Raw genomic sequence first — 25,143 nt, 5'->3', positions numbered from 1 at the left:
CCAGGGCGGCGGGCTCAGCGTGCGGTCCAGGGCGGCGGGCTCAGCGTGCGGTCCAGGGCGGCGGGCTCAGCGGGCGGCCCGCAGGTCGGCGGGCTCAGCGGGCGGCCCGCAGGTCGGCGGCGTGCCGCAGCAGGTCACCGACCCGGACCACGCCCATGCACCTGCCGACCTCGTCGACCACAACGAGGTCGTCGTACACGCGGGCGTTGTCCCGCCCCGCCACCTGCATGGCCGCGATCACCGGGGTCGTCTTCGCCACGATCTTCGCGGGGTCCGCCAGGCGGCCGGCCGGCTTCCTCGCGTGCAGCGCGTGGCCGTACGCACCGGCCATGAACAGCAGGAAGCGGCTGCGGTCGATGCTGCCCAGTGGCCGCTGGTACTCGTCCACCAGAATCACGCTCGTGATCGACGGCTCGGCGCTCAGCACGGCGACCACCTCCTCGGCCGTCGACTCGGCCGGCAGCGTCACCGCGGGCAGCAGGATCTCCTGCACCCGGGGCCCCAGCGTGGCCGTGGGGGTGGTGGCCTCGGTCACCGGCAGCGGCACGTGGACGCGGTTGTATCCGTGGGAGGGCCGCCAGTCGAACGGCGCGAGCAGGGGACCCTGGGCGAGCCTGATGCCCCAGCCGCGTACGGCCGCCAGCTGGGTCTCGTCCCGCACGCCGGGGGCGAGCACGTGCGCGCCCACGCCGCGCGCCAGGCGGACCAGCGACTCCGCGAGCGCGCCGCGCCGGTGGTCCCGCGGCCCCCGAGCCACCAGGTCGGCGGACAGCGCGATCACGTACGGCGAGGCGTCGGCGAGCAGGTCGAGCGGCAGCGCCGCGGCGCCGAGCCCGCCGAACGCGATGAGGTAGCCCACCGCACGCAGGCCGTCGATCGCGGACAGCAGGGCCATGCGCTCCACCAGGGCCGGCTCGCCTTCGATCACGAGGATGACCTCGCGCGGGCGCCGGTTGCACATGCGGATCGCCTCGTGGAGGGGCGCCAGACCGGCCGAACCTCCGGCCACCGCGGCCGCGGAGATCGGCAGCACCAGCGGCAGCAGGGCCTCCTCGCGGGCGGCGGCCAGCACGCCGTTCACCGTGGCGTTCACCGTGCCGGTCGCCGGGCCGTTCACCATGCCGGTACCTGGGCCGGTTCCTGGGCGGGTCGCTGGGCCCGCCGCGCCCGGAGCGCCGGGGGAGGCGCCCTCGGCGATCACCTCGACGGCCACGGCGCCGCCGGTGTCGAGGTCGACCACGGGGAGGAAGAGCGGGGCGGACGGAGGCCGGTCGGGGAAGCCGGGCACGGGCTCGTAGGCATGCTGGTCGTACGGCTGGGCGGCGGCCGCGGGGGCGTATCTGCGCGCGATGCTCGCCGGGCTGTGCTCCTGCACGTGCTCCCCGGAGAACGGGGTCGCCGGGACAGGGCCGGGCACCGGGACGCGCTGAGGGGTCGCGGCGAGCGGCGCCGCCGGGGAAGAGGGGAGCGACACGATTGAATTGTGAGACGCGAGGCCCCGGACGTTGACGCTCGGCGAAGGAAATTCACCTATATTTCCCCGTGAGTTGGACGGAATATGGCGAACCGGTGCGCCGATAGGCTGATCAGCCATGACGGCACGGCCGGCCGCGGGCGGCGGCAGATGGATCTCGGTCGCCCCCGGGCGGCTCGCGGGATGGATCGCGCGCTTCGCCGAGCGGCACGGCGCGATCGAGGCGGTCGTCCTGCGGGACATGGTCCGCCTCGACGCCGCGGACGGCGCGGTCGCCGAGTGTCATGTGCCGTTCCCACCGCTGCGCTCGTCCACGGTGCCACCGCCGCGTTCGCCGTCCCCGCCGCCGGCGCCCGTGCCGCCGGAGCACTGCCGTGTACCGTCCGCGCGGCCCTTCGCGCCGCCGGAGTCCGTGCCGCCGGAGCCCGTGGCACCCGGGCCCGCAGTGCCGGGCGGCGGGCGCGAGGGTGAGTTCCGCCTTCCTCCGCCTGCCGCCGCGCTGGTGGCCCACGCGTGCCGTGACCGGACCGTCGGCGTGCTGCTGGCCCGGCTCGGCGGGCACGCCGCCGGCGTTTTCACCGGCGCCCGCCTCGTGGTGGCCAAGGTCGGTTCGCGGCAGGTCCACGGGCGCAGCGCGGCGGGCGGGTGGTCGCAGCGGCGCTTCGCCCGGCGCAGGGACAGGCAGTCGGCCGAGGCGCTGCGGGCCGCCGCCGACGTGGCCGTCCGGGTGCTCCTGCCGAGGCTCACGGACCTGGAGGCCGTCGTGCTCGGCGGAGACCGGCGCTCCATCGAGGAGATCAGACGGGATCGGCGCCTCGCGCCGCTGTTCGCCCTGGAGACGGGCCCCTTCCTCACCGTCCCCGACCCCAGGCTGGCGGTCCTGGAGGGCACGCCGGGCCGGTTCCGCGCCGTACGGATCCGCCTGATCGACCCCTGACCGGCCGCGCGGCGACGGGGCGCGGGCGGAGATTCGCCGCAGGCGGTGGTGCGGACGACGGCACTACACTTGAGCCATGCGCACTCCCGATTGATCGCTCCCGGCCCCGATCCTGACCGCATCACCTACGGGAGTGTCCCCTTCATCATGATCATCGCTACCGACGTCGAACTTCGCGCGGGCTCACGCCTGCTCATCGAGGGCGCCTCGTTCCGGGTGAACCCCGGCGACAAGATCGGTCTCGTCGGCCGCAACGGAGCCGGCAAGACCACGCTCACCAAGGTCCTGGCGGGAGAGGGCCTGCCCGCCACGGGCACGGTCACGATCTCCGGCAGCGTCGGCTATCTGCCGCAGGACCCCCGCACCGGCGACCTGAGCGTGCTGGCGCGCGACCGGATCCTGTCGGCCCGCGGCCTCGACGACGTGCTCCGCGAACTGCGCGAGGCCGAGGCCGGCATGGCGGCCGACGACCCGCGCGTACGCGACCGGGCGGTCCGCGCCTACGGCCGTCTGGAGGACCGCCTGCACGTCCTCGGCGGCTACGCCGCGGAGTCGGAGGCCGCCTCGATCGCCTCCAGCCTCGGGCTGCCCGACCGCGTCCTCGGGCAGCCGCTGCAGACCCTGTCCGGCGGGCAGCGCCGCCGGGTGGAACTGGCCCGCATCCTGTTCTCCGGAGCGGAGACTCTCCTGCTCGACGAGCCCACAAACCACCTCGATGCGGACTCGATCGGCTGGCTTCGTGAGTTTTTGCGCTCCCACCAGGGCGGCTTGGTGATCATCAGCCATGACGTAAACCTTCTTGAGGCGACGGTAAACCGGGTGCTCCATCTGGACGCGAACCGCTGCGTCATCGACACCTACAACGTCGGCTGGAAGGCGTATCTGGCCCAGCGGGAGACCGACGAGAAGCGGCGCAAGCGGGAGCGGGCCAACGCCGAGCGGCAGGCGTCCGCCCTGCTGTCCCAGGCCGACCGCATGCGGGCGAAGGCCACCAAGGCCAAGGCGGCCCAGGACATGGAGCGGCGCGCCCGGCGGCTGCTCTCGGGCGTCGAGGGCGAGCGCCGGTCCGACCGCGTCGCCAAGCTGCGCTTCCCCGACCCCGCACCCTGCGGGAAAACCCCGCTGACGGCCCGCGGCCTGTCCAAGTCGTACGGCTCGCTCGAGGTGTTCACCGATGTCGACGCCGCGGTCGACCGCGGGTCGCGGATCGTCATCCTGGGCCTGAACGGCGCGGGCAAGACCACGCTGCTGCGCCTGCTCGGCGGCATCGAGAAGCCCGACACCGGCGAGGTGGTGCCCGGCCACGGGCTCAAGCTCGGCTACTACGCGCAGGAGCACGAGACGCTCGACGCCGGCCGTACGGTGCTGGAGAACATGCGGTCGGCCGGGCCCGATCTGGCCGACGTCGACCTGCGCAAGGTGCTGGGGTCGTTCCTGTTCACCGGCGACGACGTGGACAAGCCCGCGGGGGTCCTGTCCGGCGGCGAGAAGACCCGTCTCGCCCTCGCGACGCTGGTGCTGTCGAGCGCCAACGTGCTGCTGCTCGACGAGCCCACCAACAACCTCGATCCGGCGTCCCGCGATCAGGTGCTGAGCGCCCTCGGCTCCTACACGGGCGCGATTGTGCTGGTCACGCACGACGAGGGCGCCGTGGAGGCGCTGAAGCCGGATAGGGTGATTCTGTTGCCAGACGGAGTAGAAGACGCATGGAGCGACGAATTTTCCGATCTTGTGGCGCTTGCCTGATCTTAATTTGAGCGGGTAGGGATCTTTTCCCGCGGAGTAGGTAGCCGATCCCGTCCAAATGACTGATCATGGGCTGAAGTAACGCTGCGGAAGTCTGGCACTACAGGAGGTACTCGTGGCCGAGACTCTGAAGAAGGGCACCCGGGTGACCGGGGCCGACCGGGAAAAGCTGGCCGCTGATCTCAAGAAGCGCTATTCCGCGGGTGAGAGCATCCGCGCTCTGGCTGCTTCCACCGGCCGGTCGTACGGGTTCATCCACCGCATCCTGAGCGAGTCCGGGGTGACTCTGCGCGGGCGCGGCGGCGCGACCCGGGGCAAGTCCAAGCGCTAGAGATCCACCTCAAGACGCGCGACCGCAGCCGCTCGTTCCTGCAGGAGGAGCGGTCGCGTCCGACTCGCCAGAACGATATTCGGTAAGCTCGGGCGCGACCGCGGGATGAACAGGAGGGCGGACGCCGGCACGGACGGTGCGCCGCACCGGACCGGCCGTGCGAGGCGACGTCGCTCCACACAGGACGCAGGAGCAAGGCATGGCGGAAGCGGCAATGGGGGGGAATCTGGAGCACGCCCGTGAGACGGGCGGCGGCTCCGATGTGTCGACGATCTCGGCGGCCGCGCCGGCCGAGGTCGGAGTGCGCTTCGAGGTGGACGGCGAGATCGCGACCGTCACTTTGGACCGGCCTGACAAGCGCAACGCGCAGACGTTCGCGACGTGGTCGGCCCTGGCCCGGATCGGGGAAACCCTTCCGGAGCAGGTGAGAGTGGTCGTGGTCAGAGGCGAGGGGCCGTCCTTCTCAGCCGGGATCGACCTGCGCATGTTCACGCCGGAGGGAGTGCCGGGGCAGGAATCGTTCACGAGCGCCGCCGCGCTCGGCGACGCCGAGTTCGAGCAGCGCATCGCGGAGGCCCAGAAGGGCTTCCTGTGGCTGCGCAGGCCGGAGATCGTGTCGATCGCGGCCGTTCAGGGCCACGCGATCGGGGCGGGCTTCCAGCTCGCACTCGCGTGCGACCTGCGTGTCGTCGCCGACGACGTCAAGTTCTGCATGAAGGAGCCCGCGCTGGGGCTGGTTCCCGACCTGACCGGGACCAAGCCCCTGGCCGACATCGTGGGGGTGTCCCGGGCTATCGAGATGTGCCTGACCGCGCGTACCGTGGGGGCCGCCGAGGCCGTACGGCTCGGCCTGGCCGAGATCGCGGTGCCCGCGTCCGAGCTGGCCCAGGCCGTGGAGGATCTGGCCGCCGCACTGCTGGCCACCGATCGCGCCGCCTCGGCCGCCACCAAGCGGCTGCTGCAGGCCGCGCCGGGACGCACGCTGGAAGAACAGGCCGCCGCCGAGCGGGCCGAACAGATGATCCGCATCAAAGCGTTGTTCGCATCGAACTGATGGCGCTGTTCGCTTCCAGCTGACCTGGGAATCGGGGGAGTCCTCCCACCGCTGCACGCCTGGGAGGATGTACGGCATATGTCGATGATGAACGGAGGCTACGGTCTCCAGGTGATGCGGTCCTTACGGCGTGACAGCTCCGTGACGAAGGAGCGGCTCACGCCGGGGACCGTCCGGCGCATCGCCGGCTACGCCCGGCCGTTCCGCACCCAGATCGCCGGGTTCCTCGCGCTGGTCGTGGTCGACGCGGTCATCGTGGTCGCCAACCCGCTGCTGATGAAGGCGATCATCGACTATGGGATCACCCCCAAACGGGTCGACGTGGTGGTGTGGCTCGCCGTGGCGATCGGGGCGCTCGCGGTGCTGGACGCCGGGCTCGGCCTGCTGCAGCGGTGGTATTCCGCGCGCATCGGCGAGGGCCTGATCTACAACCTGCGCACCGAGGTCTTCGACCACGTGCAGCGCATGCCGGTGGCGTTCTTCATGCGCGCCCAGACCGGCGCGCTGGTCTCCCGGCTGAACACCGACGTCATCGGGGCGCAGCGGGCTCTCACCAGCACGCTGTCGTCCGTGGTGTCCAACGTCATCAGCCTGGTCATGGTGCTCGGCACCATGCTCGTGCTGTCGTGGCAGGTCACGCTGGTCGCGCTGGTCCTGTTGCCGATCTTCATCTTCCCGGCCAAGTGGGTCGGCCGCCGGATGTCCGCGCTCACCCGCGAGCAGATGCAGCTCGACGCCGAGATGAGCTCGGTGATGACCGAGCGGTTCAACGTCGCCGGAGCGATGGTCGCCAAGCTGTACGGCAGGCCGGACGACGAGGCGGCCCACTTCGCGGAGCGCGCGGGGCGGGTCCGCGACGTGGGTGTGATCGTCGCCATGTACGGCGCGGTGTTCCGCATCGCGCTCGGCCTGGTCGCCGCGCTGGCGACCGCGCTCGTCTACGGTCTCGGCGGCGCGCTCGCGATCTCCGGGGCCTTCGCGCTCGGCACCCTGGTCGCCCAGTCGTCCCTGCTCATGCGCCTGTACGGCCCGCTGACCAGCCTGTCGAACGTCCACGTGGACGTCATGACGGCGCTGGTGAGCTTCGACCGGGTCTTCGAGGTGCTCGACCTCAAGCCGATGGTCGCGGAGAAGCCGGACGCGCGGCCGATCCCCGAGGGGCCGGTCACGATCGAGTTCGACGACGTCCGCTTCGGCTACCCGGCCGCCTCCGAGGTCTCGCTGGCGTCGCTGGAGTCGGTGGCCCGCCCGGACACGGGGCCCTCACAGGAGGTGCTCAAGGGCGTGTCGTTCACCGCGCACCCGGGCGAGCTGGTGGCGCTCGTCGGTCACTCGGGCGCGGGCAAGACGACCATCACCCAACTCGTGTCGCGGCTGTACGACGTGAACGAGGGCGCCGTGCGGATCAACGGCATGGACGTCCGCGACGCCACCCTCGACGGCATCAGGGACACGGTGGGGGTGGTCATGCAGGACGCCCACCTGTTCCACGACACGATCGGCAACAACCTCCGCTACGCCCGCCCGGAGGCGACCGACGAGGAGATCTGGGACGCCCTGCACGCGGCCCAGATCGCCGACCTGGTCAAGAACCTGCCCGAGGAGCTGGAGACGGTCGTGGGCGACCGCGGCTACCGGCTGTCGGGCGGGGAGAAGCAGCGCATCGCCCTGGCCCGCCTCCTGCTGAAGGCGCCGCGCGTGGTGGTGCTGGACGAGGCCACCGCCCACCTCGACTCCGAGTCCGAGGCCGCGGTGCAGCAGGCGCTGAAGACCGCTCTGCGGGGGAGGACGTCGCTGGTGATCGCGCACCGGCTGTCGACCATCCGCGAGGCCGACACCATCCTGGTGATCGAGGACGGCCGGGTGGTCGAACGCGGCCGGCACGAGGAGCTGCTGGAGCGGAGCGGCGCGTACGCCGAGCTGTATCGCACCCAGTTCACGGGCTCGGGCCCGGGCGGCTCCTGAGACGACCTGAGGCCGCTCCTCAGCGGTAGCCGAGACGGGTGAGCTCCTCCCTGGCCACCTTCTCCACCAGCTCGGCGTCCTCGGCCGGCAGCCGCCTGCGCCAGCTCCCCGGACGGGGGATCGCCGCGCCGTACAACGCGATCGTGGAGACCTTGGCGTCGAGGAAGGACGACACCGCGTCGATCGCCTCTCCCGGCGAGGCCACCATGTCCTCGTACCGGAGGGTGAGCAGATGTTCGGCGGGCAGTTCGCGGCGCAACGCGGCGTTCAGCCGTACGGCACCGCGCCAGCGCAGGGCGCACTTGCCCGCGGGCGGCATCCCGGCCCAGCGCTCGCGGTGCTCGGCCGACCGCACGCCGAGGAACGGGTTGGGAAACTCCGCGTCCTCGCTCAGCATGGCGGGCTTGACCCAGGTCATGCAGGCGGGGTCGGTGAGCATGTCGGCGACGACGTCGCGGCCGTCGCGGATGATCTGGATGAGCCGGGCGTCGGGGAACGCCCGCAGCAGCACCGGCGCGCTGTAGAGCAGGTCGGGGCTGGCGTCGCCGAACCGGGACGGCGTGCCCGGCCCGGCGCACGGCCCCGCGCCGACGATGCCGCCCGCCTCCCGGCAGGCGGCCGTGCACTCCGCGCAGGCTCCCGGGACCACCTGCCACGCCTCCGCCAGCACGTCCCGCAGCACCTGCGGGGCGCCGCCGCTGCGGGCGATCGACGGCCTCCTGGCGAAGGCGTAGACGACCCGGGCGACCGGGCCCCTGCCCATGGTCACGTGGAAGCCGGGCGAGCGTTTGAGGGCACGGCCCAGCAGGTCCGCGCCGGAGTGCGGCGCCGCGACAACGAACACCGGACGACGGACCTTGACACCGTTGACCACGAGGATGTGCGTCGGAGGTCGCATAGATACCGCTAAGTCTGACACCCTTTGAAGGGTGAGCGAGCGCTTCCGCGGCGGGGCGGACGGTGACGCCTCGGTAACGGTCCCGGGCCTGCCCCGGCGGCTGCGGCCCGGGGACACCGTCGCGCTGGTCGCGCCGGCCGGCCCGGTCGATCCCGTACGGGTGGAGCGCGGCACCGAGGTCCTGACCGGGCTCGGGCTGCGGGTCGTGCACGGGGCGTCGATCCTCGCGCGGGACGGCTACCTCGCCGGGCCGGACGCCGCACGGGCGGCCGACCTCCAGGACGCGTGGTGCGATCCCGGGGTGGCGGCGGTCGTCTGCGCCAGGGGCGGCTACGGCGCCACCCGGCTGCTCGGGCTGCTCGACTGGGACGCCATGGCGGCGGCCGGGCCCAAGATCCTGCTCGGGTCGAGCGACATCACCGCCCTGCACCGGGCCTTCGCCGACCGGCTCGGCCTGGCGACGCTGTTCGGGCCGATGCCGGCGACCAATTCGATCGGCGGCCCGGAGGGGCCCGAGCCGGCCACCTTCGCCCACCTGCGGGAGGCCCTGTTCGAGGGCGGCACGCCCCCGCCCGTCACCGGTGACCGGGTGATCGTGCCGGGCCGTGCCGAGGGCCGGCTCACCGGGGGGAACCTCGCCCTGCTCGCGGCCCTGTGCGGCACGCCGTACGCGCTGCGGGGGCGGGGTCGTGTCGTGCTGCTCGAGGACGTGACCGAGGAGCCGTATCGGATCGACCGCATGGTGACACAACTGCTGCAGGCGGGCTGTCTGGACGGCGTGGCGGGGATCGTGCTGGGATCGTGGGTGGACTGCGGCGACCCGCTGCCCGTGCTGGCCGAACTCCTCGCCCCGCTGGGTGTGCCGACCATCGCGGGCCTGCCGGTAGGCCACGGCGCACCACAGTTGGCGATGTGGTTGGAGACGAATGTGGCTATTGTGACCGAATCGTGCTCTGTCGCGGGCACCTTCCGCGACTCTGACGCGGCAACCTGAGACGCGCCCGGATATGTGCCCGGGCCGTGGCGAAGGGATGGTGCGTTGGGACTCTTGCGGCGACTGCTCAGCCGGACGCGGCCGGACCATCCCGCCCCGAGAGCCGTCGAGGACGTCGATCTCGACTCCCTGCTGGCCCTGGTCGCCGAGACCATGGGCTATTCCTGCGTGTTCGCGGCCGACGGCACGTCGCTGACGCTGAACTCGCCGGAGCGTGAGCGGGTCGTGAACCTCGTCGGCCTTCGCCGGGAGGCCGGGCGCCGCGCCCGCGAGGACTGGCCGATGCTGGTCTCCGAGCATCTGGCCCACGCCGTGTCGGGCGAGCCGTTCGACGCCTGCAACCTCACGCCGATCAAGCCGCTGCTGCGGACGCGGGTCCACGCCGCCGACGACCCCGCCTTCCCCGACCCCTCCCGGATCATCGGCCGCCACCTCAGCGCCGATCTCATCGAGGTGCTGACGATCGGCGCCCGTCCGGTGCGCCCGGAGGAGGCGTTCTGCTGGCCGATCCCGCCGGCGGAGGCGCTCGACGTGGCGATCGGCAACGCCCTGACCGACGAGCGGCCCACCGTGTCGCGCCTCGACCTCGGCGGCACCGAGGTGTCGCTGCTGACCGCGCCCAGCGCGGCGGCCCACCTGCGTCGTCTCACGGCGTACATGGACGTGCCCGAGGACGGCATGCTCGCGGTGCTGCCGCACCGGGGCATGGTCGCGGTGCATCCGGTGGCCGGCATCGGCGTCGTCCGTGCGATCGAGCGCCTGCGCATCTTCGCCCACCGGGAGCACGCCTGCCGGGCCGACGGGCTGAGCCCCCACGTCTACTGGTGGCGCCGGGGCAAGCTGACCCGCATCCAGGCCGACCTCATCAGCCACGACGGTCAGACCCGGCTGGTCGTCGCGCCGCCGCCGGAGTTCGCCCGCCTCCTCGCCCGCATCGCCGGCCAGGGGTAGCCCACACCCGGGGGCCGCGATCAGGCCCTTCCCGCGCCCTGCCGGGTGTCCCGCGGGGCCGCGGGCCAGGCGAAGGCGGCACCGGCCGCGTGCGTCTGGCAGGCCGTCTCCTCGCGGGCCGTCCAGCCGAACTCCTCCCGCAGTGCCCCGAACTCGCGGCGCAGCGTCGTCCCCGAGGTGGTACGCGTGTCGGTGCTGATGGTGACGCTCAGGCCCGCCATCAGGAGCGCGTGAGCCGGGTGATCGGCCAGCCGGGGCACCGCGGCGGTCTGGACGTTGCTGGTGGGGCACATCTCCAGCGCGATGCGCTCGCGTCGGAGCCGGTGGAGCAGGGCGCGGTCGGAGGCGGACCGCACGCCGTGGCCGATGCGGCGCGCGCCCAGGACGTCGATCGCCTCCCAGACGCTCTCCGGGCCCGCCGCCTCGCCCGCGTGGACGGTGCAGGGCAGTCCCGCCGCCTGGGCGACCGCGAAGGCGGGGCGGTGCGGAGCGCCCGGATGCAGGCGTTCGTCGCCGGCCAGGTCGAGCCCGGCCACCTTGTCCCGGTGGCGCACCGCGGTCTCCGCGACGGCGACGCTCTCGTCCGGCGTCTGATGCCGCAGGCAGCACAGCACCAGCCCGGTGCGTACGCCGGTCGCCGCCGCGCCGGAGGCGAGACCGGCGGCGACCGCCTTCACCGCCTCATCCTGGGTCAGGCCCTGACGGCCGTGCAGCTGCGGGGCGAAACGCGCCTCCCCGTACACCACGCCGTCCGCGTGCCAGTCCTCGACGAGCTCGTGTGCCGCGCGTCGCAGCGCGTCCGGCGTCTGCAGGACGCGCAACGGGAGGTCGATGAACGTGAGGAACCGGGTCAGGCTGCCGCATCGGGCGGGCGCGGTCACGAGCGTGTGCGCGGGGCGCGTCAGCGTGATCCCCTGAGCCCTGGCGAGGTCCGCGACCGTGGCGGGGCGGACCGAGCCGTCGAGATGGCAGTGCAGCTCGAAGCGCCCTTCCGCCCGTGGGATGGACGATGGGAGCGTCATGCGGCCCGGCCCGTTCCGGCGCACGTGGCGAACAGCAGGTCCTTGAAGCCGGCCTCGTCGACGCGGCGCACCATGGTCAGATTGGGCTCAGGTGCCGCACGGCGGCGATCGACGATCATCTGCCCGCGGGTCTCGTCGCCGAGCGCGACCGTCACGTGTGCCCGCTCCTGTTCGAGGACCAGATCGGGCCGCAGCGCCACGGCCATGGCGATCGGGTCGGGCAGGTCGTAACCGGCCAGGCCGGTGACCTCGCGCGCCCATTCTGCGACCGTCCGGTTGATCCGATGGGCGAAGGCGGCGATGGGGGTGCCCAGCCGTTCGAGCCGCCGCTGGTCCTCCGGCGTCATCACGGCGTACTTGCGGGAGACGTCCCAGCCGATCCAGGTGACCTTGTCCGGGCGCGCCGCCCGCAGGACCACGCCCGCCGCCTCGGGGTCGGCCCACACGTTGAACTCCGCGGTGGCGGAGACGTTGCCGTGGGCGTCCGCCGCGCCCGCCATGCAGTACACGTGCCGGAAGCCGCCGAGCAGGCCGGGCTCCCGCAGGAGGGCGGCGGCGAGGTTGGTCAGCGGGCCCAGGGTGACCAGGGTCAGCTCGCCCGGGAACCGCCGGGCGTGGGACAGCAGGACGTCGGCCGCGTGGCCAGGTTCGGGACCGCGCCGCGGGCCGGGCAGGCCGATGTCGCCCATGCCGTCCTGCCCGTGCACGTGCTGGGCCGTGGACAGGGGTCTCAGCAGCGGGCGGTCGCACCCCGCGTGGACGGGGACGTCGGCCGCTCCCGCGATCTCCAGGGAGATCAGCGCGTTGCGGGTGGCCGTCGGCAGCGGGACGTTGCCGGCCACGGTGGTGACGGCCCGCACGTCGGCCAGGCCGCCGGCGGCCGCCAGGAGGAGGGCCACGGCGTCGTCGGACCCGGTGTCGGTGTCGATCAGGAGAGGTATCGGGGGCATGCCGCGACTTTCTGGACGGAGGGTGACGGAACTGGAGGAGGTGGAGCCGATCGCAAAGAACGTCGGATGGCAGTTCTAATCGTTTAGATGAGAGGATGCAAGCCGTACAGGAAAGGAGCGTCCATTGGCCGTCACGCTCGCGGACGTCGCCCGACGGTCCGGCACGTCCACGGCGGTGGTCAGTTACGTGATGAACAACGGCCCGCGCCCGGTGGCTCCGGCGACCAGGGAGCGGGTCCTCGCCGCCGCCGCCGAGCTGGGCTATCGCCCCAACCGGATAGCCCGGGCGCTGCGGGCCGGCACCACCGGGGTCGTCGGCCTGGTCCTGGCCGACGCATCCAACCCTTACTTCGCCGCCCTGGCGCGGAGCATCGAGCGTGCGCTGGACCGGCGGGACACGCTGATGATGACGGGCAACGCGGGCTACCGCCCCGACCGGCAGCAGCACCTGGTGGAGCGCTTCCTCGCGGCGCAGGTCGACGGTCTCGTCGTGGTCTCCGCCGACGGCGGCGGCGACGTCGCGGCCGAGGCGGTCGAGGCGGGCGTGCGGTCCGTCTACGTCCATCACCGGCCGGTCCCGGGTAAGGCTCCGCTCGTGTCCGCCGACAACGACGCCGCGGTCCGCGCGGCCGTCGAGCACCTCCGGGGCCACGGGCACCGGCGCATCGCCTTCCTGTCCGGTCCCCACGACGCCGGTCCGGTCGCCGAACGCCGGGACGCCTGGCACCGCCTCGTCTCCTCCGCGGGCCTCGAACCCCTGCTGCTGCGCTGCGACTACTCGCGGGACGCGGCGGCGCGGCTGACGGCCGAGCTGATCGCCGGGGGGACGATGCCGGGCGCCCTGATCGCGGCAACCGACGAACAGGCCATCGGGGTCCTCGCCGCCGCGTCGGCCGCGGGGCTGGCCGTCCCCGCCCGACTCGCCCTGATCAGCTGCGACGGGACCCCGGACAGCGCCTACACCGCCCCCGCGCTCAGCGTGACGGAGCAACCGCTGGACGACATGGCCGAGCAGGCCGTCGCGCTGCTCCTCGACCGCGAGCCCCCGAACGCGTCGCTTCCCGCCGCACGTCTCGTCCCGCGGCGCAGCTGCGGCTGTGACGCATGACCCGCGCCGAAAATCGCGTGCGGGGGACGCCCGCGCGGGATCAGACTGGCCGCATGGCGATCAAAGACTTCGACCGCAGGCCGTACGCCGGCGCGGAGGATCTGCGTGCCATGCAGGATCTCGCCGGACGGGTGTGGTCACCCGGGGCGACCTGGCACGTCGGCGACCTGGCGTGGGAACGCTTCCAGCACACCGGCAGGAAGCATGAGTGGGCGACCATGCTCTGGAGTGCCGGCGGCCGGACCGCGGCCTGGGGGTGGGCCGATGCCGGGCATCTGAGTCTGCTCGCCGATCCCGCGCACGCCTCGCTGGCCGACGAGGTCCTGGACTGGTTCGCCGCCCAGGCTCCGGGGCCGGCCCGCACGGTCGTGGTCTCCAGCACCGAGACCCACCTGTTTCCGGCGCTCGACCGGCACGGCTACCGCCGTACAGACGAGGGCCCCTTCTTCCTGCACATGGTCATGGACCTGGACGACGGCCTGCCCGATCCGGGCCCGCCCGCCGGATACCGCCTGCGCGCGGTGGGCGACGCCGACGTCCCGGGACGCGTCGCCGCGCACCGGGCGGCGTTCCATCCGTCGCGGGTGACCGAGGAGAGCTACCGGGCCGTACGGGAGGCCTGGCCGTACCGGCCGGACCTGGACTGGATGGCCGAGGCGCCGGACGGGAGCGCCGCGGGGTTCTGCCTGGTGTGGCTGGACGAGGCCAACCGGGCCGCCCGGATCGAACCGGCGGGCACCGTGCCGGGCCATCGCCGGCACGGCGTCGCGCGGGCCGTCTGCCTGGCCGCGCTGCAGGCGGCGCGGCGGGCGGGCGCACGGAGGGCGGTGGTGAGCCCGCGCGGCGACGACGCCTACCCGGTGCCCGCGCGCCTGTACCGGTCGCTGGGGTTCCGCGAGTGCGCCAGGAGCCTCGGCTACCGCCTCTCGGCGTAGCGGGCCAGCGCCTGGGCCGTGCGGATCAGGTGGATGTGGGTGAAGGCCTGGGGGAAGTTGCCGAGTTGACGGCCTGATCGGGGGTCGTATTCCTCGGCGAGGAGGCCGACGTCGTTGGCGAGGGCGACGAGGCGTTCGAACAGTTCGACGGCCTCGTCGTGGCGGCCGATCATCGCTCTGGCCTCGGCCAGCCAGAAGCTGCAGGCGAGGAAGGCGCCTTCGCCGCCGGGCAGGCCGTCGACGGGGTTGACTTCCGCCACCGGGTAGCGCAGGACGAAGCCGTCGGTCATGAGCTCGCGTTCGACGGCCTCGACGGTGCCGATGACGCGGGGGTCGTCGGGGGGCAGGAAGCCGACGATGGGGATCTGCAGGAGGGCGGCGTCGAGCTCGCGTGAGCCGTAGGACTGGGTGAAGGTGTTGCGTTCGGGGTCGTAGCCCTTGTCGCAGACCTCGGCGTGGATGCGGTCGCGCAGGGCGCGCCAGCGCTCCACGTCGCCGCGCCGGCCCAGCTCCTCGATGACGCGGACCATCCGGTCGGCGGCGACCCAGGCCATGACCTTGGAGTGGACGAAGTGGCGGCGGGGGCCGCGCACCTCCCACAGCCCCTCGTCGGGCTGGTCCCAGTTGTGCTCGAAGAACTCCATGACCTTCGTCACCAGGGCCCAGGCGTGGTTGTCCGGCGTCATGCCCTGCTTGCGCGCCTGGTAGAGGGCGTCGACGAACTCCCCGTAGATGTCGAGCTGCAGCTGGGTGGCGGCGCCGTTGCCGATCCGCACGGGGGCCGAGTTCTCGTAGCCCGGCAGCCAGTCGAGGGTCATCTCCGGAAGGCGGCGTTCGCCGGCCACGCCGTACAGGACCTGGACGTCCTCGGGACGGCCGGCGATGGCGCGCAGCAGCCAGGATCGCCAGGCGGCGGCCTCCTCGACGTATCCGGCGCCGGTCAGCGCGTCGAGCGTCATCGCCGCGTCGCGCAGCCAGCAGTAGCGGTAGTCCCAGTTGCGTACCCCGCCGAGATGCTCGGGCAGCGAGGTGGTCGGCGCGGCCACGATGCCGCCGGTCGGGCTGTAGGTGAGCGCCTTGAGGGTGATCAGCGAGCGGACCATGGCCTCCCGCCACGGGCCCCGATAACCGCACCGGGAGACCCACTCCTCCCACAGGAGCCTGGTCTCGGTGAGCTGCTCCAGCGGGTCGATCCGCTCCGGCTCCGGCTGATGTGAGGGGTGCCAGGTGAACACGAACGGCACCCGCTGCCCGGCGGTCACCGTGAAGGTCGCCTCGTGCCGGTAGTCGCCGCCGCGCAGCGGGACGCCCGAGTGGATCCAGACCGAGTCGGGGCCGCCGATGGCGTGCAGGTGCCCGTTGCTGCGGCGCACCCAGGGGACGATGCGGCCGTAGTCGAAGCGGATGCGGATCTCGGTCGTCATCTCGACGGTGCCGGACAGGCCCTCCACGATCCGTACGAGGTCGGGGTTGGCGTGCCGGGGCGGCATGAAGTCGATCACCTTGACCGCGCCCGTGGGCGTCTCCCAGACGGTCTCCAGGATGAGCGTGTCCTCGACGTACGCGCGGCGCGCGGCCCGCTCGCGGCCCGCGGGGGCCAGGCGCCAGAAGCCGTTGGACTCGTCGCCGAGTAGCCGCGTGAAGCAGGAGGGGGAGTCGAACCTCGGCAGGCACAGCCAGTCGATCGAGCCGTCACGGCCGATCAGGGCGGCCGACTGCATGTCGCCCACGAGGGCGTAGTCCTCGATCCGCATGCCCGTCACGCTACCCGCAGGAGGCGGTCCTCTCATCGTGGACGCGTACGGCGCACCTGCGACAGACCCCCGCCGACCTCTTCGCTCAGCGCCTGGGCGGTGTGGATCAGGTGGACGTGGGTGAAGGCCTGGGGGAAGTTGCCGAGTTGACGGCCTGTTTCACGGTCGTATTCCTCGGCGAGGAGGCCGACGTCGTTCGACAGGGCGACGAGGCGTTCGAAGAGTTCGACGGCCTCGTCGTGGCGGCCGATCATGGCGCGTGCCTGGGCGAGCCAGAAGCTGCAGGCGAGGAAGGCGCCTTCGCCGCCGGGCAGGCCGTCGACGGGGTTGACTTCCGCGACGGGGTAGCGCAGGACGAAGCCGTCGCTCGTGAGCTCGCGTTCGACGGCCTCGACGGTGCCGATGACGCGGGGGTCGTCGGGGGGCAGGAAGCCGACGATGGGGATCTGCAGGAGGGCGGCGTCCAGTTCCCGTGAGCCGTAGGACTGGGTGAAGGTGTTGCGTTCGGGGTCGTAGCCCTTGTCGCAGACCTCGGCGTGGATGCGGTCGCGCAGGGCGCACCACCGGTCGAACGGTCCGGTACGGCCCAGCTCCGCGGCCCCCTGGGTCATGCGGTCCATGGCGAGCCACGCCATGATCTTCGAGTGGACGAAGTGGCGGCGGGGGCCGCGCACCTCCCACAGTCCCTCGTCCGGCCGGTCCCAGTTGTGTTCGAGGAACTCGGCCCCTTTCACCAGCAGCGCCCAGGTGTAGTCGTCGGGCGGCATGCCCCGCTTGCGCGCCCGGTAGAGGGCGTTGACCACCTGGCCGTAGACGTCGAGCTGGAACTGGCCGGCGGCGCCGTTGCCGATCCGCACGGGGGCCGAGTTCTCGTAGCCGGGGAGCCAGTCGAGCGTCATCTCCGGCAGGCGGCGTTCGCCGGCCACGCCGTACATGATCTGGTGGTCCTCGGGGCGGCCGGCGATGGCGCGCAGCAGCCACACGCGCCAGGCGTCCGCCTCCTCGACGTACCCGGCCCGCAGGAGCGCGTCGAGCGTCATCGCCGCGTCGCGCAGCCAGCAGTAGCGGTAGTCCCAGTTGCGTACCCCGCCGAGTCGTTCGGGCAGCGAGGTGGTCGGCGCCGCGACGATGCCGCCGGTCGGGCTGTAGGTGAGCGCCTTGAGGGTGATCAGCGAGCGGACCACGGCGTCACGCCAGGGCCCGTGGTAGCCGCATCGGGCGGCCCAGTCCTGCCACGCTCGCACGGTCAGGCCGAGCTCGGCGAGAGGGTCGATGGCCCGGGGCTGCGGCTGATGTGAGGGGTGCCAGGTGAACACGAACGGCATCCGCTGCCCGGCGGTCACCGTGAACGTCGCCTCGTGCCGGTAGTCGCCGCCGCGCAGCGGAACGGGCGAGTGGACCCAGACCGAGTCGGGCCCGCCGATGGCGTGCAGATGGCCGCCCGCCCGGCGGGCCCACGGCACGATCCGGCCGTAGTCGAAGCGGATGCGGATCTCGGTCGTCATCTCGACGATCCCCGACAGGCCCTCCACCACCCGGACCAGGTCCGGGTTGCCGGACCTGACCGGCATGAAGTCGATCACCCTGGCCGTTCCCGTGGAGGTCTCCCAGTCGGTCGCGAGCACCAGCGAGTCCTCGATGTAGGCCCGTCGGGCGGCCCTGTCCCGTCCCGCGGCCGCCAGCCGCCAGAAGCCGTTGGACTCGTCGCCGAGCAGCCGGGCGAAGCAGGAGGGGGAGTCGAAGCGCGGCAGGCACAACCAGTCGATCGAGCCGTTCCGGCCGATCAGGGCGGCCGACTGCGTGTCGCCGATCAGTGCGTAGTCCTCGATCCGCATGCGCTCACCTCCTCCGCGCCGTACGGCGTGTCCCCTCAGGGCCGGGCGTGGGCCTCCTCCCTCGGCAGCGGCCCGACGTCCGCCTGCCGCCCCGGGCGCATCCGCGCGTGCCGCTGCCCCGGGCCCGGTCCCGTACGGCCCGCCAGAGCGTCGGCCACGACCCCGGTGGCCAAGGCGTAGACGGTCTTGTGCAGCAGATCGACGGCCAGTTCGAGACGGGGCCAGGAAGGAGGCGGTGCGCCGACTCCCGTGGCGTTCTCCAGGATCTGGTCGTTGGTGAGCCGCACCACGGCGAACTTCGCCGACGACCACGGGCCCCGCAGCCCGGCATGGGCCATCACGGAGCGCAGGACCCCCAGCAGCGCGCCCTCGCCGTAGTGCATGGCCCAGTTCACGACGTCGGACGCGCGCCCGGAGCGCTCGGCCATGCCGGTCAGGCGTTCGAGGACCCGCGCCGGGACGTGGGAGCCGGGCCGCCCGGTCAGGCGCTGCTCCACCTTCTCGCCGAGGGTCATCACCGCCGCCCCGGCCGCCCCGGAGACCAGGCCTTCCCACACCGCGCGCCTCATCATGACGGCTTCGTACCCGGTGGCCGGGCGGTGTCCCCGGCGGGAGCCCACAGCTTCATGAAGACCTGCGTCACCGGGCCGATCGCCAGGGCGAACACGACCGTGCCGATCCCGACCGTGCCGCCGAGCAGCCAGCCCACGGCGAGCACGCCGATCTCGACGACCGTGCGGGCGAGCCGGATCGACAGGCCGAGCCGGTTGAGGCCCGTCATCAGGCCGTCGCGCGGCCCCGGGCCGAAGCCCGCGTGGATGTAGAGCCCGGAGGCGGCGGCGATGGCGACGATGCCGCTCAAGAGGAAGGCCCACTGGACGGGCCAGGCCGCGGGCGCCGGGACCAGCGCCATCACCCCGTCGGCGCTGGTGCCGACCACCAGGACGTTGCTGATCGTGCCGAGGCCGGGCCGCTGCCGCAGGGGGATCCACAGCAGCAGCACCAGCGCGCCCACCAGGTTGATGCACAGGCCGATCGACCACCCGGTGCGCACCGACATGCCCTGGTGGAAGACCTCCCAGGGGTCGAGGCCCAGCCCGGACCTGACGAGCAGGGCGATCCCGGCGCCGTACAGCACGAGCCCGGCGTAGAGGCGGACGAGCCGCAGCGCGAGCGAACGGGGGCGGGGGAGGGAGAAGCGGGAGCGAGCGGGGGTGGGGGAGGGGGAAGCGGGAGCGAGCGGGGGTGGGGGAGATGGGAGTTCGGTCATAGTCGGCCCATCGTGCAGGCCGGTGGGGTTGCGAGAAAAGAGCCAATCGGAGAAATTGGCCTTTATGGATCGGCATCTCAGTGCTCCCCAGCTCGCCCGGCTCGTCCGGGTGCCCTCCGAGGCCCGGCCCTACTACAGGGCGCTCGCGGAGGCCGTGCGCGGCCTGGTCCTCGACGGGCGGCTCGCCGTCGGGGTGCGCGTGCCCGCCGAGCGGCACCTGGCCGAGGCGCTCGGCGTGAGCCGCACCACCGTGACCGCGGCGTACGACCGGCTGCGCGAGCAGGGCTACCTGGAGAGCAGGCAGGGGTCCGGCAGCCGCACGGCCCTGCCCGACGCGGGTGTGCTCGGCACCGACAATCCGTGGCTCGCGTCCGACGACGACGGGCTGCTGCCGCTGCACGCGGCCGCGCCCCCGGCGACCGCGCTGCTGGGCGAGGCCATCGAGGAGGCGGGCCGGGCCTACCACCGGTACGCGCTGGGCATGGGCTACCACCCGTCCGGGCTCGCGCCGTTGCGCGAGGCGATCGCCCGCAGGTACGGCGAGCGGGGGCTGCCCACCCGGCCCGAGCAGATCCTCGTCACGGCCGGGGCCCAGCACGCCGTCCATCTGCTGATGACCGCGTTCGCCGGCGCGGGCGACGCGGTGATGGTCGAGTCGCCGACCTATCCGCACGCGATCGACGCGGCGCGGCTGCGGGGAGCCCGCCTGGTGCCGGTGGGCGTCCAGGAGGACGGCTGGCATCTCGACCTGGTGAGCTGCGCGATGCGCCAGTCGGCCGCCCGCCTGGCCTACGTCATCCCCGACTTCCAGAACCCGACGGGACATCTGATGTCCGACGCCGACCGCGGCGCGCTGGTGGACGCGGCCCGCCGCCACGGCGTCACGCTGATCGCCGACGAGAGCTGGGCCGAGATGGCGCTGGACGACGCGGCGCGTGCGGCGCCGCTGGCCGCGTTCGACACCGACGGCCGGGTGATCAGCGTCGGGTCGGCCTCGAAGCTGTGGTGGGGCGGCCTGCGGGTCGGCTGGATCCGGGCGGGCGCCGCGACCGTCCGCCGCCTGGCCGGGCTGCGCGCCGCCGTGGACATCGCGGGCGGCGTCTTCGAGCAGCTCGTGGTCGCGCACCTGTTCGAGCGCATCGAGGAGGCGCGCGCCGAGCGCCGCCGCACGCTCGGCGCGTCGTGCGCGGCGCTCGCCGCGGTCCTGCGCGAGGAGCTGCCCACCTGGGCGTTCACGCCGCCGCGCGGCGGCGGCTCGCTGTGGGTGCGGCTCGACGGGCCGGTGGCGCGCTCGGTCGCCGAGGCCGCCGCGGCCCGCGGCGTACGGCTGGCGCCGGGGCCGTGGTTCGGCGTGGACGGCACGCTGGAGCGGCACCTGCGGCTGCCGTTCACTCAGCCGCCGGCCGTGATGGAGGAGGCGGTGCGCCGCATCGCCCGCGACCCCGCCGGCTATCGCCCGCGGGAGCCGCTCACGCCGACCCTGTGAGCACTGCCGCTCAGGTGGACGTGGGTACGGGCGGCAGGTGGTGCTCGGCCATCAGCGCGCGGAGCCTGCGGACGAACATCAGCATCACGAGCCCGGCCGCGATCGCGGCGAGCGCGAGGGTGAGGAAGTACACGGGCATCGGCACGACCCTGGTCAGCCGGTAGGCCTGACCGCCGACGGAGTCGCCGAGGGCCATCGAGAGGAACCACAGGCCCATGAGCTGGTTCTCGAACGCCCGGGGTGCGAGCTTGTTGGTGACCGACAGCCCGGCCGGGCTGAGGAACAGCTCGGCGACGGTCTGGATGAGGTAGACCGACAGCAGCCACATGATCGAGACCTTCACCCCGCCCGAGGCGACGCCGGCCGCGACCGACATGACGACGAAGCTCAGCCCGACGATCACCAGGCCGACCGCGAACTTGAGCGGTGTGCTGATCCGGGTGCCCGCCTTGAGGAACATCTGCGCGAAGAGAGGGGCGACGATGATGATCGCGAGCGAGTTCACGTTGCCCACCCAGCCCGGCGGGATCGCGAAGCCGAGCACGTTCAGGTCGGTGTCGTGCTTGGCGAACAGCAGCAGTGCGCTGCCGGCCTGGTCGTAGACGAGCCAGAAGATCGCGGCGGCGAGGAACAGCCACACGTAGGCGGACAGCCCCCTGCGCTCCTCGGCGGTGACCTCGCGGGAGGAGAACAGGAAGACGAAGTACGCGACCGGCACGGCCGCCGTCACGACGGTGAGCGCCAGGGCGAAGCGGTCGACGGTGAGCGTGCCGCTGAGCGCCCACAGGGCCAGCGCGCCCGCGCCCGCGGAGAGCGCGACGCCCGCGACGCGCTTGAAGCGGCGCTCCTCCTCGGGCGTGAGCCGGTGGTCCGGCTCCTCGCCGGCGCCGCACAGGGTCGCCCGGCCCCGTACGTACTGCGCGAGGCCGAGGGCCATGCCGGCCGCCGCCGCGCCGAAGGCGAGGTGCCAGCGGCCGCCCGTCTGGAGCCAGGGCACGATCATGATGCCGAGGAAGGCGCCGAGGTTGATGCCCATGTAGAAGATCGTGTAGCCGGAGTCGCGCCGCGCGTCGTCCTCGTGCCGGTACAGCTCGCCCACCAGCGCCGACATGTTCGGCTTGAGCAGTCCGCTGCCCAGCGCGATCAGCACGAGACCGAGCCAGACGAACCCCCCGCCGAGGGGCATCGCCATGCTGACGTGGCCGCCCATGATGACCAGGGCGCCGCACAACACGGTCCTGCGGGCTCCGAGCAGCCGGTCGGCGAGCCAGCCGCCCACCAGGGCGAGCAGGTAGACCGAGGCGATGTAGACGCCGTAGATGCCGACCGCGGTCGTCTCGGGCAGGCCCATGCCGCCGCGCGCGACGGGCGCGGTCAGGAACAGCACGAGGACGGCGCGCATGCCGTAGTAGCTGAAGCGCTCCCACATCTCCGTGCCGAACAGTGTGGCCAGCCCCCGTGGATGGCCGAAGAACGTCCGCTCGCCCACCGGCGGATTCGATCTTCCGGATGCCATGCGTTCTCCCCCCGGTCACGCATCGTCCCCGTACCTTACCTGCCTTTATGTCCTATTTGTCCGGATGTCGTGCCGGCTCGGACGCGATCGAGGGGGTCCCCGGCCCCGGGCGCGCGGAGGCCGGGACAGGGACGCGGCCGAGCACCGCAGCCAGGTCGAGCGTGACTAGCCTGGGCGCATGTTCCTGTATCACGGGTGGGTGACCATCCGCGAGACGGCCGGCCTCGATGACGACGACGAGTCGCTGCGGAGACAGGTCGCGGCCATCCGGCGCCTCGTCGACGATCTGGGGGACGGCGCACTGCTCGATCTACGCTGGATGAACGGCACCCCCTTCCTCCATGTGGGCGGCATGTCCAACCATCGGGGGACGTGGGGGAGGATGATCCTTGACCTGTTCGCCCGCGTCGGCGACATCGCCCCGGGTTCGTTCGGCCTGCTGTACGTGTGGGACGACGAGGATCCCGAGCACCACAACGAGTTCCGCGTCTTCAGGCTGGTACGCGGCGCGGTAACCGAACACGCCGACGTGCTGCTGTCTCCCGCCGTTCCGACGCTGGAAGACGAGTGGGACGGTTCCGTCTCCGGGTGAATCCGCTCGATGGGCGCGATCATCGGCCGAATGACCCCGCCTCAGCCGGAAGCCGTCTGCCTGAGGGGCACGCGATCGAGGCCGGCGGCAGGACCCTGTTCCGGCTGTGGCAGCCGTGGTCGCCCGACGACGCGTGGTCCGTCGAAACGGAAACGGCCACAGGCCCGGCGTGGGAACGTCTTCGTGAGCAGGCCCTCCACCGCCCTGACCTTGGGTGACGGAACTCCGGCCCACGCTCTCGCCTTCGGGCGCCATACCGAGCCGACGCTGAACTCCCCGCTTCTCGGCGTGCCGATCCTCAACTGCAACGGCAACGACCGCACGCCGGGCATCTGGTTCTTCTCTTTGCCGCCCGCGTCGCCCTTTGGGTCTTGTCCGCGGTGATCTCCTGTGGTGCGATGCATGCCACGCGTGCGAGATGCCCCGTCGGGAGGCGCGATGACCGGCGTACTTGAGGAACGGGCCGCGATCGAGCGGGAGATCGCGGGCAGGACGGTGTGCGAGCAGCTCAGGTGGGCCGCGCAGGAGCATCCGGACGCGCCGGCCTACTCCGATCCCGCCGGTGACGGCTGGACGACGCTGACCTACGCCGAGGCCCGCGCGAGGGTGCTGGAGATCGCCGCGGGTTACGCCGCGCTGGGCCTGCGGCCGGGCGACGCCGTCGCGCTGATGCTGGTCAACCGCGGCGAGCACGTGCTGGCCGACCTCGGGGCCGTCCACGCGGGCGCGGTCCCCTGCTCCGTCTACGCCACCTTCGCCCCGGAGCAGATCGCGTACGTCGCCCGCGACGTCGGGGCGCGCGTCGCGGTGCTGGGCGGCCCGGCCGACCTGGCCCGCTGGGAGCCGATCCTCGGCGAGCTGCCCGCGCTGACGAGGATCATCATGCTGGAGGGCGCGCCCGAGGGCGACGAACGCTTCCTGAGCTGGGAGGCGTTCCTGAAGCTCGGCGCCGACGCGCTCGCGGCCGGCCCGGCCGCCGTGGACGAGCGCTGGCGTGCCGTGACCCCCGGCGACACGCTGACCGTCCTGTACACCTCGGGGACGACGGGCGCCCCCAAGGGCGTCCCGCTGACGCACGCGAACGTGCTGTTCGAGATCGTCACGACCCAGCGGATGATCGACCTGCCCATGCACGGCACGCAGATCTCCTACCTCACCTACGCCCACATCGCCGAGCGGGTACTGAGCCTCTACCTGCCGCTGGTCAAGGTCAACCACGTCTACTTCTGCACGGACATGGCGAACCTCGGCGCGACGCTCGGCCAGGTGCGCCCGGTGCTGTTCTTCGGCGTCCCCCGCGTCTGGGAGAAGATGACGGCCCGGCTGCAGGCGCTGCTGGCCGGCCAGCCACCCGAGCGGCAGGAGAGCGTGCGCGCGGCCATGGCCGCCGGGCTCGCCTACGTCGAGGGGCTGCAATATGGCCACACGGTCACGGACGAGGTGCGGGAGGCGTACGAACGGGCCGACGCCGCGCTGCTGGCGACGGTCCGCGCCCTGATCGGGCTCGACCGGGCCTGCTGGTGCGCCACCGCCGCCGCGCCGATGCCGGCCGAGGTGCAGCGGTTCTTCGCCGGTCTCGGCCTGAAGGTCATCGACGTGTACGGCATGACCGAGACGACCGGCGCCTTCACGGTCAACACGCCGGAGGTGTTCAAGCTCGGCACGGTGGGCCGGGCCGAGCCGGGCGTCGAGGTGCGGATCGCCGAGGACGGTGAGATCCTCACCCGCAGCCCGCTCAACACCCGGGGCTACCTCGGCCTGCCCGAGGCGACCGCCGAGCTCCTCGACGCCGACGGCTGGCTGCACACCGGCGACGTGGGGTCGATCGACGAGGACGGCTTCGTGCGCATCGTCGACCGGAAGAAGGAGCTGTTCATCACCTCGGGCGGGGAGAACGTCTCCCCGGCCGTCATCGAAGGCCATCTGACGGAGCACCCGCTCATCGGGCAGGCTCTCGCGTACGGGGACCGCCGGCCCTATCCGGTGGCGCTCCTCACCCTGGACGGCGAGGTGGCGCCCGAGTGGGCGCGGGCGCGCGGCATCCCCTTCGGCTCGCCGGCCGACCTGGCGGAGCACCCGGACGTGCTCCGGGAGATCGAGGCGGCGGTCGAGGCCGCCAACCGCAAGCTCGCCCGGGTGCAGCAGGTCAAGCGGTGGCGGCTGCTGCCCGTCGAGTGGACGGTCGAGACCGACGAGCTCACGCCCAGTCTCAAGCTCAAGCGCCGGGTCGTCCACGGCAGGTACGCCGAGGTGCTCGAGGAGCTGTACGCGACCGGCTGATCCACCGCACACGGTTTTTACCGAGCCGGGAGTGTGTCGGGGGCG

At 72.7% G+C, this 25,143-nt stretch carries 21 protein-coding genes; 12 read left to right on the top strand and 9 right to left on the bottom strand.

From position 1 onward, the window contains the following. Window positions 1-94 precede the first annotated feature (94 nt). Window positions 95-1,474, bottom strand: coding sequence for an EAL domain-containing protein (locus ACQPZZ_RS24275; RefSeq protein WP_432922374.1), 1,380 nt, complete (start codon window positions 1,472-1,474; stop codon window positions 95-97). Between the two features lie 118 nt (window positions 1,475-1,592). Here ACQPZZ_RS24275 and ACQPZZ_RS24270 point away from each other — a divergent pair, with 118 nt between their 5' ends. The 5 genes from ACQPZZ_RS24270 (at window position 1,593) to ACQPZZ_RS24250 (ending at window position 7,507) form a co-directional block, all read left to right on the top strand. Then, the gene (locus tag ACQPZZ_RS24270) at window positions 1,593-2,411 is read left to right on the top strand and encodes an acVLRF1 family peptidyl-tRNA hydrolase (protein WP_432922371.1); all 819 of its coding nucleotides are present in this window, start codon (window positions 1,593-1,595) and stop codon (window positions 2,409-2,411) included. Between the two features lie 147 nt (window positions 2,412-2,558). Continuing rightward, window positions 2,559-4,157: an ABC-F family ATP-binding cassette domain-containing protein gene (locus tag ACQPZZ_RS24265; RefSeq protein WP_363641137.1), complete on the top strand. Its 1,599-nt coding sequence runs from the start codon at window positions 2,559-2,561 to the stop codon at window positions 4,155-4,157. A 115-nt stretch (window positions 4,158-4,272) separates the two neighbouring features. After that, window positions 4,273-4,488 carry a helix-turn-helix domain-containing protein gene (locus ACQPZZ_RS24260; RefSeq protein ID WP_030507271.1) on the top strand — a complete coding sequence of 72 codons (216 nt, stop codon included), beginning with the start codon at window positions 4,273-4,275 and terminating at the stop codon, window positions 4,486-4,488. Window positions 4,489-4,687: 199 nt separating this feature from the next. Further along, window positions 4,688-5,542: an enoyl-CoA hydratase/isomerase family protein gene (locus ACQPZZ_RS24255; RefSeq protein ID WP_363641140.1), complete on the top strand. Its 855-nt coding sequence runs from the start codon at window positions 4,688-4,690 to the stop codon at window positions 5,540-5,542. A gap of 78 nt (window positions 5,543-5,620) precedes the next feature. Beyond that, complete coding sequence (locus ACQPZZ_RS24250) at window positions 5,621-7,507, top strand: ABC transporter ATP-binding protein (RefSeq protein ID WP_432922366.1); 1,887 nt, start codon at window positions 5,621-5,623, stop codon at window positions 7,505-7,507. Between the two features lie 19 nt (window positions 7,508-7,526). On the opposite strand, the gene ACQPZZ_RS24245 is transcribed toward ACQPZZ_RS24250, so the two are convergent. Beyond that, window positions 7,527-8,405, bottom strand: coding sequence for a sulfotransferase family protein (locus ACQPZZ_RS24245; protein WP_432922363.1), 879 nt, complete (start codon window positions 8,403-8,405; stop codon window positions 7,527-7,529). A gap of 31 nt (window positions 8,406-8,436) precedes the next feature. On the opposite strand from ACQPZZ_RS24245, the gene ACQPZZ_RS24240 reads away from it, so the two are divergent. Together ACQPZZ_RS24240 and ACQPZZ_RS24235 are read left to right on the top strand one after the other, a co-directional pair. Then, window positions 8,437-9,399: a S66 peptidase family protein gene (locus ACQPZZ_RS24240; RefSeq protein ID WP_432922360.1), complete on the top strand. Its 963-nt coding sequence runs from the start codon at window positions 8,437-8,439 to the stop codon at window positions 9,397-9,399. Window positions 9,400-9,444: 45 nt separating this feature from the next. After that, window positions 9,445-10,350 carry a hypothetical protein gene (locus tag ACQPZZ_RS24235; protein ID WP_363641148.1) on the top strand — a complete coding sequence of 302 codons (906 nt, stop codon included), beginning with the start codon at window positions 9,445-9,447 and terminating at the stop codon, window positions 10,348-10,350. 20 nt (window positions 10,351-10,370) lie between these two features. On the opposite strand, the gene add is transcribed toward ACQPZZ_RS24235, so the two are convergent. Beyond that, window positions 10,371-11,372 carry an adenosine deaminase gene (gene add, locus ACQPZZ_RS24230; protein WP_432922357.1) on the bottom strand — a complete coding sequence of 334 codons (1,002 nt, stop codon included), beginning with the start codon at window positions 11,370-11,372 and terminating at the stop codon, window positions 10,371-10,373. Further along, window positions 11,369-12,322, bottom strand: coding sequence for a nucleoside hydrolase (locus tag ACQPZZ_RS24225; RefSeq protein ID WP_432922354.1), 954 nt, complete (start codon window positions 12,320-12,322; stop codon window positions 11,369-11,371). Before ACQPZZ_RS24225 ends, add begins: the two co-directional genes overlap by 4 nt. Before the next feature lie 124 nt (window positions 12,323-12,446). Here ACQPZZ_RS24225 and ACQPZZ_RS24220 point away from each other — a divergent pair, with 124 nt between their 5' ends. After that, window positions 12,447-13,430: a LacI family DNA-binding transcriptional regulator gene (locus ACQPZZ_RS24220; RefSeq protein ID WP_432922351.1), complete on the top strand. Its 984-nt coding sequence runs from the start codon at window positions 12,447-12,449 to the stop codon at window positions 13,428-13,430. 53 nt (window positions 13,431-13,483) lie between these two features. Beyond that, window positions 13,484-14,365, top strand: a complete 882-nt coding sequence (locus ACQPZZ_RS24215) for a GNAT family N-acetyltransferase (RefSeq protein ID WP_432922348.1) — start codon at window positions 13,484-13,486, stop codon at window positions 14,363-14,365. Here the strand turns inward: ACQPZZ_RS24215 and ACQPZZ_RS24210 are convergent. From ACQPZZ_RS24210 to ACQPZZ_RS24195, 4 genes are read right to left on the bottom strand one after another with little or no spacing between them, the layout of a single operon-like run. Next, window positions 14,347-16,119 carry a glycoside hydrolase family 15 protein gene (locus tag ACQPZZ_RS24210; RefSeq protein ID WP_432922345.1) on the bottom strand — a complete coding sequence of 591 codons (1,773 nt, stop codon included), beginning with the start codon at window positions 16,117-16,119 and terminating at the stop codon, window positions 14,347-14,349. The genes ACQPZZ_RS24215 and ACQPZZ_RS24210 overlap by 19 nt on opposite strands. 32 nt (window positions 16,120-16,151) lie before the next feature. Further along, window positions 16,152-17,954 carry a glycoside hydrolase family 15 protein gene (locus tag ACQPZZ_RS24205; RefSeq protein WP_432922343.1) on the bottom strand — a complete coding sequence of 601 codons (1,803 nt, stop codon included), beginning with the start codon at window positions 17,952-17,954 and terminating at the stop codon, window positions 16,152-16,154. Between the two features lie 35 nt (window positions 17,955-17,989). Beyond that, window positions 17,990-18,526, bottom strand: a complete 537-nt coding sequence (locus ACQPZZ_RS24200) for a hypothetical protein (RefSeq protein ID WP_432922340.1) — start codon at window positions 18,524-18,526, stop codon at window positions 17,990-17,992. Next, on the bottom strand, window positions 18,523-19,224 hold the full coding sequence (locus ACQPZZ_RS24195) for a YczE/YyaS/YitT family protein (protein ID WP_432922337.1): 702 nt from the start codon (window positions 19,222-19,224) through the stop codon (window positions 18,523-18,525). The genes ACQPZZ_RS24200 and ACQPZZ_RS24195 overlap by 4 nt, the downstream gene beginning before the upstream one ends. 64 nt (window positions 19,225-19,288) lie before the next feature. Between ACQPZZ_RS24195 and ACQPZZ_RS24190 the strand changes: the two genes are divergently transcribed. Next, a complete protein-coding gene (locus ACQPZZ_RS24190) occupies window positions 19,289-20,710 on the top strand; it encodes a PLP-dependent aminotransferase family protein (RefSeq protein ID WP_432922334.1) in 1,422 nt (473 codons plus the stop codon). 10 nt (window positions 20,711-20,720) lie between these two features. Here ACQPZZ_RS24190 and ACQPZZ_RS24185 read toward each other — a convergent pair whose 3' ends face one another. Then, window positions 20,721-22,226, bottom strand: coding sequence for a peptide MFS transporter (locus ACQPZZ_RS24185; protein WP_432922331.1), 1,506 nt, complete (start codon window positions 22,224-22,226; stop codon window positions 20,721-20,723). 178 nt (window positions 22,227-22,404) lie between these two features. Between ACQPZZ_RS24185 and ACQPZZ_RS24180 the strand changes: the two genes are divergently transcribed. Together ACQPZZ_RS24180 and ACQPZZ_RS24175 are read left to right on the top strand one after the other, a co-directional pair. Beyond that, window positions 22,405-22,818 carry an Imm7 family immunity protein gene (locus ACQPZZ_RS24180; protein ID WP_432922328.1) on the top strand — a complete coding sequence of 138 codons (414 nt, stop codon included), beginning with the start codon at window positions 22,405-22,407 and terminating at the stop codon, window positions 22,816-22,818. Between the two features lie 438 nt (window positions 22,819-23,256). Then, the gene (locus ACQPZZ_RS24175) at window positions 23,257-25,098 is read left to right on the top strand and encodes an AMP-dependent synthetase/ligase (RefSeq protein ID WP_432922325.1); all 1,842 of its coding nucleotides are present in this window, start codon (window positions 23,257-23,259) and stop codon (window positions 25,096-25,098) included. Window positions 25,099-25,143 lie beyond the last annotated feature (45 nt).

The sequence above is a fragment of the Microbispora sp. CA-135349 genome (genome assembly GCF_050947365.1).
Taxonomy (GTDB): domain Bacteria; phylum Actinomycetota; class Actinomycetes; order Streptosporangiales; family Streptosporangiaceae; genus Microbispora.
This window is presented reverse-complemented; position numbering and strand designations above follow the sequence as displayed.